Raw genomic sequence first — 11,594 nt, forward strand, 5'->3', positions numbered from 1 at the left:
TTGAAAAGGAATTTGAAGGGGATTATTTTCGAGCGGGGGTCGCGGGCTGCGCGGTCGGTGAGGTCGCCGTCGGGGGATTGGAGGATTAGGGCTGGGATGTTTGGGTTCTGGGCGCAGAGACGGACGGCTAGCGAGGCTCCGATGCCGGTGCCGTAGATGACGAGGGATGATGGTGAGATGGAGCGGGTGGTGGTGAGGTAGGTTAGGGCGTCGGCTGCGTCGGCTTGCATGGAGGATTGGGTGGGGTGTTGGCCGAGGGATTGGCCGTAGCCGCGGTAGTCGAATAAGAGGACGTTGAGGTGCTGGGCGTGGAGGAGTTGGGCGGAGGGGAGGGCGTCGGTGACGGAGCCGTCAGCGGCATGGAGGATTAGGGCGGTGTGTTGCGTGGTTGTGTCTTCATCTGAAGGGCCTGCGGGGATCCACCAGCCGGTGAGTTGGGGGAGGCCTGTTTCGTCTACGCCGAAGTGGACTTCGGTGTAGGGGAGATTGAGCGCGGCGGGGGTGGTGGCGACGGTGCGGGAGGGGTGGAGGACTAGCTGCCACTGACCCTTCGAGAAGAGGACGCAGATGGTGGCGTAGGCGCAGATGAGGGCGACGAGGACTACGGCGGCGAGGGCTTTGAGGATCCAGGTGACTTCAACGAGCGGGATCATCTCGGGTGGCGCTGAGCCACGCTGAGGGTCATAGCGGGGTGCCAGGCGAGGAGACTTAGCCGATGGGGTGGGGCGGGGGTTGGGATTCTTGGGCATGGTTCTGGCGCTGGGCTTAGGATCTCACGACCAGGAGTTGGCTGAAGAGACGGCGGAGGTGCCGGAGGCTCGCGAAGTGGTACGGGTGGGCGTGGTGGGCGTGGCTTTTGAGCTGGTGGGCTGGGCGGAAGAGGGGTTGGTGGCGGTGGAAGGCGCGCGGGTGGGTCGATGTGAAGGAGGTTTGGGGGGTGGCATGAGTCACCGAGGCGGCGATCTGCGGACGCGGGCTGCTATTGCCGTAGCGGAGGTAGGTGTGGGCGTAGGCGCAGAGGAACGCGAAGACGAAGAGTGAGGCGAGGCTTTTGATGATCCAGCCGGCGCGGTTGAGGCGCGGCATTTTACGGCGCGCGATGGGAGCGTCGGCCGATCCGGAGCGCGGGTTGGAGGATTCTGGCATGGGTCGTTTACGCTGGGTACAGCATCTCATGGGTGCGCTGGGGGTGTCGCGGGCGAGAAGCAGATTCCCAGAGGGAATGACAGAAAGAAAAGCAACGGCACTGGGTTGGAGTGAAGGAGAACGGCGTGGGTGAGTGGGTTCGGTTGTGTGGGGTGGCGGAGGCTCCGGGGACGGATGAGGTGATGGAGGCGGAGGCTGTGGGGCGGGACGGTAAGGGGGTGCCGATCTGTTTGGCGAATGTGGATGGGACGCTGTCGGCGATTGGGAATGTTTGTCCGCATCGGCAGGGGCCGCTGGGCGCGGGGTGGGTGGAGGATGGGAGGGTGCTGTGTCCTTGGCATGCGTGGGCGTTTGATGTGACGACGGGGGAGGCGGCGGCGCCGGATACGGGGAGGGTGGAGGTTTATTCGGTGAAGGTGGAGGGTGGGGATGTGCTGGTGCAGATTGAGGTGAGAGTCGTGGAAGATTGAAGTGTTTCTTTTCACCACCGAGGTAGGCCAGGGTGTTGGGAAGAAAGATGCGAAGGGTTTCGGTTGAGGTAATTCTTCGGGGTCCTTCGACTTCGCTCAGGATGACAGCTCCGCAAATAGGCTGAGAGCATTCGGTGGTGCCTAAGTGAAGGAGTTGGTTGCTATTCTCACAGAACCGGTAGCGAAGAAGCGCGGCTCGTATGCAGAGGGAAAATGACCAAGGCAGATGGAATTGCACTATTTACGATCACGTCGCTGGTGCTCTTGATAGCGTCTCTAAAATACAAACTCTTCAAATATCTCTCTCATCGGCCTTCCCTAAGAACGAGAATGTACCTTCAATCCCGAAAGAAACGAAGGGAAGATTCAAAGTAGAGGACTACCGAGCATTGCGAAATGAGGTTTTCGACAGGGGGATGCTGATAGAATCAAGTGATCCTCTCGCTGCAAAGCCGTATTCAGGCGAATGATCACATCTCACTTGCAAGGGAGAGGGTATGCAAGCTGTTCTCGCCCTCGAAGACGGGCGCCTGTTCTGGGGCAAGGCCTTTGGTGCTGGCAGCGATGCCAACGGACCGGCTGTGGAGCGCGTTGGCGAGGTGGTCTTCAATACTTCGTTGACTGGCTACCAGGAGATCTTTACTGACCCGTCGTATGCGGGGCAGATTGTGGTGCTGACTAATCCTCACATTGGAAACTATGGGACGTCGCCTAGCGATGCTGAGTCGGCGCGGCCTTATATTGAGGGGTTGGTGGTGCGGGAGTTTTCGCCGGTCAGTTCGAACTGGCGGAGCACTGAGGTTGCGGATGAATATTTGGAGCGCAGTGGCGTTCCGGTGATCTCGGAGATTGATACGCGGGCGGTGGTGCGGCACCTGCGGGCGAATGGATGTTTGCGGGGCGTGATCTCTACGGCTGTCGAAGATACGGATGCGCTGGTGGCGAAGGCTCGCGCGCATAAGAAGATGGATGGGACGGATTTGGCTAGCGTCGTGACCACGAAGTCTAGCTATGCGTGGGATGCTAGCGAGCCGAAGAATGAGACGGGGGATAAGCTGCTGCCGGTTGCGGACGCGGCGGCGAAGGATACGCTGCATGTGGTCGCTTATGACTTTGGGATTAAGCAGAATATTTTGCGGATGCTGACGCGGGAGAATTGCCGGGTGACGGTGGTTCCTGCGAAGACTTCTGCGGCGGATGTTTTGGCGATGGCGCCGGATGGAGTTTTCTTTTCGAATGGGCCGGGGGATCCTGAGCCGCTTGAGTATGCGGTGAAGAACGTTCAGGAGATGCAGGGTAAGGTGCCGATGTTTGGGATTTGTTTAGGGCACCAGATCTTTGGATTGGCGCTGGGCGGGAAGACGTACAAGCTGAAGTTTGGGCACCATGGCGGGAATCATCCAATCATGAATTTGGAGACGGGGAAGGTTGAGATCACCGCGCAGAACCATAACTTCAATGTGGATCCGGAGAGCTTGCCGGCTGATGTGGAGCGGACGCATACGAATTTGAACGATGACACGCTGGCGGGGCTGCGGCACAAGACGGATCCGATGTTTAGCGTGCAGTATCATCCGGAGGCTTCGCCGGGGCCGCATGATTCGCATTATTTGTTCAAGGACTTTCGGAAGATGATGGAGGACTGGAAGAAATGAATCGTGAATCGTCCGTGAGCCTCATGACCGGTGGGTGGAAGCGATCGATTCTGATGATCGCTGCGTGCTTTGCGCTGACGGTCTCGGCTGCGGATGCGGAGCGACCGCGCATCGCTGCCGCGGGACTGTGTGGGGTGGTGACCGACCTGACGGGCGAGCCGGTTGAAAAGGCGACGGTGACGGCGATGTTTGGGGATTCCAGTACGAGCCAGGAGACGGATAAAGCGGGGAACTGGTCATTCGGGCGCGGAGCCGGGCCGCACTGGGTGCAAGTCGAGGGCAGAGGCTTCCAGACGTTCGAGTTTGATTATGTAGATAAAGAAGGGCAGAAGATCGGCGGAGCGGACAATACTGCGTTCCTGTCGCGGCCCAAAGGCGAACCGTGCGCGAATCCGATTTATGTGCGCCTTGCGCCGCTGAATCACAAGAGAGGTCTTGTAACCCTGGATGCATCGAAGGGCATTCACAAGGAAAAGAAGAGTAAATAATGCCACGTAGGAATGACATTGCGAAGATATTGGTGATTGGCTCGGGGCCGATTGTGATTGGGCAGTCGGCGGAGTTCGATTACTCGGGGACGCAGGCTTGCAAGGCGCTGAAGGCCGAGGGGTATGAGGTGGTGCTGGTGAATTCGAACCCGGCGTCGATCATGACCGATCCGGAGGTGGCTGATCGGACGTATGTGGAGCCGCTGACGCTGAGTTATCTGGAAGAGATTTTGCGGGTGGAAGTGGAGATGTTGAAGGCTTCCGCCGAGAAGGGAATCTTTGCGGTGTTGCCTACGGTGGGTGGGCAGACGGCTTTGAATCTGGCGGTGGATCTCGCCGATGCGGGGATTCTGGATAAGTTTGGGATTGAGTTGATTGGTGCGAAGCTGGAGGCGATTAAGAAGGCTGAGGATCGGCTGCTGTTCAAGGACGCGATGACGAAGATCGGGCTGGATATGCCGCGGTCGATGCTGATTAATAATCTGCGCGATGGGTTGGAGTTTGCGGCGAAGCTGGGGTTCCCGGTGGTGATTCGGCCTAGCTTTACGCTGGGTGGTTCGGGCGGCGGCATTGCTTATAACCGCGAGGAGTTGATGGAGATTCTTTCGCGCGGGCTGGATCTTTCACCGGTGCATGAGTGCTTGCTCGAGGAGAGCGTGCTGGGGTGGAAGGAGTATGAGCTGGAGGTGGTGCGCGACTTGAAGGACAATGTCGTGATCATCTGCTCGATTGAGAATTTTGATGCGATGGGCGTGCATACCGGCGACTCGATTACGGTGGCGCCGGCGCAGACGTTGACCGACCGCGAGTATCAGCGGATGCGCGATGCGGCGATTGCGGTGATTCGCGAGATTGGCGTGGAGACGGGTGGGAGCAATGTGCAGTTCGCGGTGAATCCGCAGACTGGGCGCATGACTGTGATTGAGATGAATCCGCGGGTGTCGCGGTCTAGCGCGTTGGCTAGTAAGGCGACTGGGTTTCCGATTGCGAAGATTGCTGCGCGGCTGGCTGTGGGGTATACGCTCGACGAGTTGCAGAACGATATTACGAAGGCTACGCCGGCTTGCTTTGAGCCGACGATTGATTATGTTGTCGTGAAGATTCCGAAGTGGCAGTTTGAGAAGTTTCCGGGATCGGACGAGACGCTGGGGCCGCAGATGAAGTCCGTCGGCGAGGTGATGGCGATTGGGCGCACGTTCAAAGAGGCGCTGATGAAGGCTGTGCGTTCGCTCGAGACGGGGAAGAAGAGTACGGATGAGGGGATCGATCCGCGGAGGCTGCGGCAGCGGTTGGTGACGCCTTCGCCGGAGCGGCTGGCGTATCTGCGGTATGCGTTTGAGATTGGGATGAGCGTGAGGGATGCTGCTCGTTATACCGGGATGGACCCTTGGTTTCTGCACCAGATGAAACAGATTGCTGAGGAGTTGAAGGTGGTGGCGGCAGTGGGCCTGGAGAAGATGGATAAGGGCACGCTGCTGTCGGCTAAGCGGATGGGGCTTAGCGATTCGCGGGTGGCGGTGGCGTTGGGGATTGAGGATGGGGGCGCGGCGAAGGTGAGGGCGCTGCGGAAGAAGCTGGGTGTGAAACCGGTTTATAAGCTTGTCGATACGTGTGCGGCGGAGTTTGAGTCGCTGACGCCTTATATGTACTCGTGCTATGACGAGGAGGATGAGGCGCCGCCTACTGCTAAGAAGAAGGTGATCATTCTGGGGTCGGGGCCGAACCGGATTGGGCAGGGGATTGAGTTCGATTATTGCTGCTGCCATGCTGCGTTTGCTCTGCGGGATGATGGGTACGAGACGATCATGGTGAATTGCAATCCGGAGACGGTGTCGACTGACTATGACACCAGCGACCGGTTGTACTTTGAGCCGTTGACGCTGGAGGATGTGCTCGCGGTGTATGAGCACGAGGCGTCTGGCGGCGCGGAGATTGGGATGATCGTGCAGTTTGGCGGGCAGACTCCGCTGAATTTGTCGCTGCCGCTGAAGGCTGCGGGCGTGCCGATCATTGGGACGTCGCCGGAGTCGATTGATCTGGCGGAGGACCGGAAGAGATTTGGGAAGTTGATTACGGAGCTAGGGATTCCGCAGCCAGAGGGAGCGATGGCTACGTCGTTGGATGAGGCGTTGGCGGGGGCGAAGAAAGTTACGTATCCGGTGCTGGTGCGGCCTAGTTATGTGCTGGGCGGGCGCGCGATGGTGATCGCTTATGACGACGCCGATGTTGTTCGGTATATGTCGACGGCGATTGAGTATTCGCAGGAGCGGCCGGTGTTGATTGACCACTTCCTGGAGGACGCGCAGGAGGTTGATGTCGATGCGCTGTGCGATGGGACGGACGTGATCATCGCGGGGATCATGCAGCATATCGAGGAGGCGGGTGTGCACTCGGGGGATTCTAGCTGCGTACTGCCGGCGGTGGATTTGACGCCGGAGGTGCTCGAGACTATTCGCACGTATACGCGGAAGCTGGTGATGTCGCTCAACGTGATTGGGCTGGCGAATCTGCAGTTCGCCGTGCAGCGGGGCAAGGTATTTGTCATTGAGGTGAATCCGAGGGCGTCGAGGACAGTGCCTTATGTGTCGAAGGCAACGGGCGTGCAGTTGGCGAAGATTGCTTCGCGGCTGATGACCGGGCGGACGCTGAAGGAGTTGCTGCCGGAGCAGTTGGCTAGCGGTAAAGATTTGAGTACGGGCGAGCACTTCTTTGTGAAGTCGCCGGTGTTTCCGTGGGGCAAGTTCCAGGGCGTGGATCCGGTGTTGGGTCCGGAGATGCGGTCTACCGGTGAAGTGATGGGCGTGGCGCACACGTTTGGCGAGGCGTTTGCCAAGGCGCAGACTGCGGCGGGTCTACATCTCCCGACTGAGGGGACTGTGTTCTTCAGCGTGAATACGCATGACAAGGAGAGCGTTGCTCCGCTGGCGCGGCGGTTTGTAGATATGGGATTCAAGTTGGTGGCTACTCATGGCACTGCCGATGTGTTGGAAGAGGCTGGCATGCAGGTGGAGCGCGTGTTTGCTGTGAAGGAAGGTCGGCCGAACGTGGTGGACTTTATCAAGAGCGATCGGATTCAGTTGATTGTGAATACGCCTAGCGGGCAGTTGAGTGTGTTCGATGAGGCGGCGATTCGACGGGCCGCGGTGAGCGCTCGGGTGGCTACGATTACTACGCTGGCGGCGACGCGGGCGGCGGCGGATGGGATTGAGGCTTTGCAGAAGGGCGAGTATCACGTTGAGTCGTTGCAGGAGCTGCATGCGTCAAGGTTGGTGGCGGTGTGAGGTAGAGAGTCCCAGGGGCTAAAGCCCAGGGGTTTTCTGTTGCGTAATGTCCGGGCTAAAGCCCGGACCTATCTCAGGGGCGAGAGCATTGGCGGAAAGCAAGATCAGTGTTGGGTTAGGCCGGAGCGGTCTTAGACTCGAGCGTGCTCGCCAGGCCTCGGTCGGCGGACCCACCCGTCCGCAAGTGCGCGTACGGATGGGGGACCCGGATTAGTGGTGGCACTCGGGTGGGTGCGGGCGATAGGCGAGCGGTGGCCAGGTGTGTGGCGGTAGACTTGTACGTGATGCTGATTGATGGAATTCATATACCGCTGACGGTGCCGTTTACTCGTGACGGCGAGAGTTATTTGCGTAAGCTGGAGTACAACGTTGGGCGCTACTCGTTGACGCCGGCGGCGGGGTTTGTGGCGTTGACCGCGGGGAGCGAGGGGGCGGCGCTTTCGGATGAGGAGATTGCGGAGACGCTGCGGGTTATTGGGGCGGCGGCTGATCCGACCAAGGTGCTGGTGGCAGCGATTGCGAAGGACAGCGTGCATGGTGCGCTGGTAGTTGCGCGGCAGGCTGCGGAGGCAGGGTTTGATGCGGTGCTGCTCGGTGCGCCGTCGCAGTGGGAGCGGCTTACGGAGGACGAGGTGATGCTGTTCTTCCGCGCGGTGGCGGATGGGTCGCCGCTGCCGGTGGTGTTGGGGAGTGAATCGGGCTCGCAGGGGTATCGGCTGAGTGTGGATGAGATTGCGCAGTTGGCGCTGCATGGGAATGTGATTGGCGTGTATGACGAGGGGCTGACCGTGGAGCGGTATCGCGCAATTGCCGAGGCTACGCAGGGGATGAAGCGTGAGGTGTTGGTGACGACCGTGTTTGCGCCAGTCACTCGGAGGATGATGCGAGGACGGTGGGATGAGGGTGGGTTCGTATCGGCCGCGTCGCTGGCGGGAGGTACGGCTGTGGTCGAGGCTCCGACGGTGAAGGCGCTGAAGACTCGGACGAAGGTGGTGGGGTTCCAGGTGATGGCTGCGGGGAGTGCGGTGGGGATGGTGGAGTTGCTGCAGGCGGGCGCGGCGGGTGCGATGCTGGCACTGTCGGCTAGCGCTCCGCAGGGATGCTATGAGGCTTATGCGGCGTTCAAGGATGGCGATCCCGCGCTGGCTGCGGAGAAGGGTGCGCGGCTGGTGGAGGCCGATGCAGCAATTCGTGCGCTGGGGATTGCTGGGGTGAAGTATGGGTGCGATTGCAATGGGTATTTTGGTGGGGCGCCGCGGTTGCCTCGGCTGCCGCTGGATGCGGAGGGGCGGGCGATGGTGGAGAGGGTGTTGGCGGGGATTCGGAATTAGGTCCCAGGGCTGAAGCCCCTATCCGTGACATAGGTAAAGTGTCCGGGCTAAAGCCCGGACCTATCTCAGAAGCGAGTGCCGTGGCTGACCGGTGAGCGTGAGACGCGGTGATTTGGCGGAGCTCAACTGCTATTACTGGGCGCGGATGGCGTTTAGTTTGGCGCGGGCCTGGGAGGCTTCAGGGGAGACGGGGAAGCGCTGGATGAGGCTGTGGAGCTCGCGTTCGGCGGCTTCGTTCTGGTGGGTGTCGATGAGAGCCTGTGCTTTGTGGAGAAGGGCGGCCGGGACCTTGGCGTTATCTACGTAGCGAGTGAGGACCTGGTCGTAGTCCTTGATGGCGAGGGTGGGCTTGTGGGTACGCATCTGCATCTCGCCGAGATAGTACCAGCCGTTGCCGGAGAGGTTGTCGTCGGGGTAGGCCTTGATGAGGTCGGTGAACTCGGAGGAGGCGAGGGAGTAGCGGGCGGAGATGTAATCCGCGTAGGCGCCGCGGTACATGTCACCGGCTGACGGCTGGGTGTTTGTGGGGGGCGGGCCGCTTGGTGACGTGCTTGGGGGCTGGTTGTCCGTGCCGTTGTCCGGTGCTGTGCCCTGGTTCGGGGACGCGTTCGGAGCGGCTTGGGGAGGGCCCGAGGGCGCAGCTCCGGCGGGGATGCCGCCCTGGGGGAGATTGCTGAGCGCGGCGTTGGTGGTCTGCTGCTGGTTCTGGATGGCGTTGAGCGCCTTCTCCATGCGGGCCATGCGAGCCTTGAGTTCGTCGATGGAGTCGTTGAGGGATTGGACCTGGCCGGAGACTTGCTGGTTGCTGGCGCTGACGGCTTCCTGCTGGTTCTGCATGCTGAGCTTGAGGCCGTTGACGGTGGTGGACATGGTGTTGACCGAGTCGGCCGTCTGCTGGATGAGGGCCTTGAGCATGCCAAAGCTCTCGTCGTTGGTCTGCTGCAGTTTCGCGATGGCGTCCTGAAGCTGCTGGACCTGGGTCTGAAGCTGGATCATGTCCTTGTTCTCGGCGTGCGCAGGGAGGGAGGGGAGCGCAGCAAGGGCAACGAAGACGATGCATCGGCGAAGTGAGTGAAAGCGGGTCATACGGGTTGAGCTCCTCAACGTCCCTTGGATCGTGATGCTTCGATGGGAGTTGTGCAGTACAAGAATACTGGTCGCATGGGCAAGATGAAAGTATGGCGAGGGGAAAACGATGAGGCCGCGTCGCTATATCCGATCTGGTATAGCGACGCGGCCCTGGGTGTGAGGACTAGCGATCGATGGAGAACTGATCGCGGCGATTCTGCTGCCAGCAGCTCTCGGTTTCGTCGGTGCAGAATTGCTTTTCCTTGCCGTAGCTGACGACGCGGATGCGGTCGCCGGAGACGCCGGCGGCTACAAGTGCGGTCTTGGCGGCATTGGCGCGGTTCTCGCCGAGGGTGATGTTGTACTCAGCTGAGCCACGATCATCGCAGTATCCGCCGATGAGGATCTTGATGGACGGATGTGCGTTGAGATAGGCAGCAGCGCCGGAGATGGAGGTATCGGACTGCGGCGAGAGATCGTAGCTGTCGTAGCCGAAGAAGATGTCCTGGACGTGGGCGTGGAACTCGGCGTCGGAGCCGCCGGCGTTGCTGGTGTCAGCAGGGGCTGATGGCACTTCCGGCACGCGGACCGTGACACGAACGTTGGCTTCGGTAGTGCCGCCGTCGTTCTTGGCGACGAGGTGGAAGTTGGTGGAGCTGGAGGGCGAAACCGTCTGGGTGCCGTTGACGGGGACTTCGCCGATGCCGTCGATGCTGACGCTGGCGGCATTGGCGCTACGCCAGTTGAGAACCACGGACTGGCCGAGATCGATGGAGAGCGGATCGGCAGTGATCGACGCCGTGGGCGGCAGCATGGTGGGTGCAGAGGGAGCCATGGCCGCTGGCGGCGGGGGAGGCGTCTTCTTACCGCAGCCGGAGGCGGCGAATAGTGCGACGGTCGCGAGCAGTGCTGCTTTATTCCAAAGTGAGGTGCGATTAGCTTTCATGAGATCCTCTCGAGTTCGAATGGTACTGCAAGGGTTTTGGGGGAGGAAACTGTCTTATTTACCGGGAGTATATGTATCGTAACGCGACGGGGACTCGTCAGGTGTTGGTGCTTTTTGTAAAACGTTTCGAGATCATTTCCAACTCCAGTTTGGCATGTCTGCTCCTGAGCCGGTGAGGGCGCGTTTCTGAGTACCGTCGGCGAGCATGGTCATGATGCGTTGGTGGCTGTCAGCGCCGTCGGGTGAGTTAGCAAAGGCGATGTGGCGGCCGTCGGGAGACCAGGTGGGGAAGTCGCAACGCCCGATGTCGTGGGTGAGCTGAATCCAGCGCTTGGTGGCGACTTCCATGACGTAGATGTCCTGGCCACCGGGAGCGCCGGGGCCGTATTTACGATCCCAGGCGAAGGTGATGAATTGGCCGTTGGGGGACCAGGAGGCGGATGTCGCATAGCCGCCATCGGTCATGCGGGTAACGCCGGAGCCGTCCGAGTCCATGATGTAGAGCTGGGGAAGGCCGGTGCGGCCGCTGATCCACGCGATCTGGGCGCCGGTCTTGGGGTTGTAGGTGGGAGAGACGTCAGGCCCCTTGTAGCTGGTAACGCGGTGGGCGATGGATCCCTGGGGATCGGAGATCCAGATCTCGGGGTCGCCGGTGCGCGAGGAGGAGAACGCCAACTCCTTACCGTTGGGAGACCAGGCGGGCGAGAGGTTGGTGCCACCGACGTTGTTGAAGCGGACGAGGCGGCCGAGGATGAGCGAGAACATGCGAATCTGGAAGCCGTTTTTGCCGAGGGAGGCAAAGGCGACGAGCGAGTTATCGGGCGAGACGCGGGGGGAGATGGAGTCTTCTCCGAGATGCGTGATGGCGTGTTGGTTGGCGCCGTCGTAATCCATCATCCAAATCTCTTTTTCGCCGGGGCCTACGCGTTTGGAGTAGAAGAGCTTGGATTCGGCGATGCCGGGTGTGCCACCGCTGAGGCGGAAGATGATGTCGTCGGCGAACTGGTGGGCGAGTTGGCGTGCGGTGTCGTCGCTGGCTTCACCGGTGTACTGCTTGGCGAAGACTTGCGGGAACTGGGTGTTCTTGGCGTCGTCGAGAAAGCCGTTGGCGACGAGGTTGCCGCCCTGGATACCGATGTTGCCGAAGGCGACCATGGCGGCGCTGGCGGGGGCCTGCGCCCACTGGGAGAGATTCATCTCGGCGGGTAA

General features: G+C 60.5%; 10 protein-coding genes. 5 read left to right on the forward strand and 5 right to left on the reverse strand.

The window, feature by feature from the left end; translation table 11 throughout:
* Positions 1–749, reverse strand: a 749-nt coding sequence (locus tag GSQ80_RS18125; RefSeq protein ID WP_158789064.1) for an alpha/beta hydrolase, incomplete at its 3' end; no start/stop codon positions are given.
* Positions 750–765: 16 nt separating this feature from the next.
* The gene (locus GSQ80_RS23695) at positions 766–1,146 is read right to left on the reverse strand and encodes a hypothetical protein (protein WP_158789065.1); all 381 of its coding nucleotides are present in this window, start codon (positions 1,144–1,146) and stop codon (positions 766–768) included.
* Between the two features lie 125 nt (positions 1,147–1,271).
* On the opposite strand from GSQ80_RS23695, the gene GSQ80_RS18135 reads away from it, so the two are divergent.
* The 5 genes from GSQ80_RS18135 to GSQ80_RS18155 all read left to right on the forward strand — a co-directional run bounded on the left by GSQ80_RS18135 (position 1,272) and on the right by GSQ80_RS18155 (position 8,371).
* Entirely contained in the window at positions 1,272–1,616 is a 345-nt protein-coding gene (locus tag GSQ80_RS18135) for a Rieske 2Fe-2S domain-containing protein (protein ID WP_158789066.1), read from the forward strand.
* Between the two features lie 497 nt (positions 1,617–2,113).
* Positions 2,114–3,271, forward strand: coding sequence for a glutamine-hydrolyzing carbamoyl-phosphate synthase small subunit (gene carA, locus GSQ80_RS18140; protein ID WP_158789067.1), 1,158 nt, complete (start codon positions 2,114–2,116; stop codon positions 3,269–3,271).
* Positions 3,268–3,759 (forward strand): carboxypeptidase-like regulatory domain-containing protein, encoded by a 492-nt coding sequence (locus GSQ80_RS18145; protein ID WP_158789068.1) that lies wholly within the window; start codon positions 3,268–3,270, stop codon positions 3,757–3,759. Before carA ends, GSQ80_RS18145 begins: the two co-directional genes overlap by 4 nt.
* Positions 3,759–7,040, forward strand: a complete 3,282-nt coding sequence (carB, locus tag GSQ80_RS18150) for a carbamoyl-phosphate synthase large subunit (RefSeq protein WP_158789069.1) — start codon at positions 3,759–3,761, stop codon at positions 7,038–7,040. The genes GSQ80_RS18145 and carB overlap by 1 nt, the downstream gene beginning before the upstream one ends.
* 263 nt (positions 7,041–7,303) lie before the next feature.
* Positions 7,304–8,371 (forward strand): dihydrodipicolinate synthase family protein, encoded by a 1,068-nt coding sequence (locus GSQ80_RS18155; RefSeq protein WP_158789070.1) that lies wholly within the window; start codon positions 7,304–7,306, stop codon positions 8,369–8,371.
* 132 nt (positions 8,372–8,503) lie between these two features.
* On the opposite strand, the gene GSQ80_RS18160 is transcribed toward GSQ80_RS18155, so the two are convergent.
* The 3 genes from GSQ80_RS18160 to GSQ80_RS18170 all read right to left on the reverse strand — a co-directional run.
* Positions 8,504–9,457, reverse strand: a complete 954-nt coding sequence (locus GSQ80_RS18160; protein ID WP_158789071.1) for a transporter — start codon at positions 9,455–9,457, stop codon at positions 8,504–8,506.
* A gap of 166 nt (positions 9,458–9,623) precedes the next feature.
* The gene (locus tag GSQ80_RS18165) at positions 9,624–10,385 is read right to left on the reverse strand and encodes an OmpA family protein (RefSeq protein WP_158789072.1); all 762 of its coding nucleotides are present in this window, start codon (positions 10,383–10,385) and stop codon (positions 9,624–9,626) included.
* A 132-nt stretch (positions 10,386–10,517) separates the two neighbouring features.
* On the reverse strand, positions 10,518–11,594 hold a 1,077-nt coding region (locus tag GSQ80_RS18170), incomplete at its 5' end, for a translocation protein TolB (protein ID WP_254059752.1).

It is taken from the genome of Granulicella sp. L46 (genome assembly GCF_009765785.1).
Classification (GTDB): Bacteria; Acidobacteriota; Terriglobia; order Terriglobales; family Acidobacteriaceae; genus Granulicella.

What these genes read in the sequence shown, in the direction of transcription:
- GSQ80_RS23695 (WP_158789065.1), bottom strand. Translation starts at nt 1,146, where the DNA reads ATGCCAGAATCCTCCAACCCGCGCTCCGGATCGGCCGACGCTCCCATC.
- carA (WP_158789067.1), top strand. Translation starts at nt 2,114, where the DNA reads ATGCAAGCTGTTCTCGCCCTCGAAGACGGGCGCCTGTTCTGGGGCAAG.
- GSQ80_RS18145 (WP_158789068.1), top strand. Translation starts at nt 3,268, where the DNA reads ATGAATCGTGAATCGTCCGTGAGCCTCATGACCGGTGGGTGGAAGCGA.
- carB (WP_158789069.1), top strand. Translation starts at nt 3,759, where the DNA reads ATGCCACGTAGGAATGACATTGCGAAGATATTGGTGATTGGCTCGGGG.
- GSQ80_RS18160 (WP_158789071.1), bottom strand. Translation starts at nt 9,457, where the DNA reads ATGACCCGCTTTCACTCACTTCGCCGATGCATCGTCTTCGTTGCCCTT.
- GSQ80_RS18165 (WP_158789072.1), bottom strand. Translation starts at nt 10,385, where the DNA reads ATGAAAGCTAATCGCACCTCACTTTGGAATAAAGCAGCACTGCTCGCG.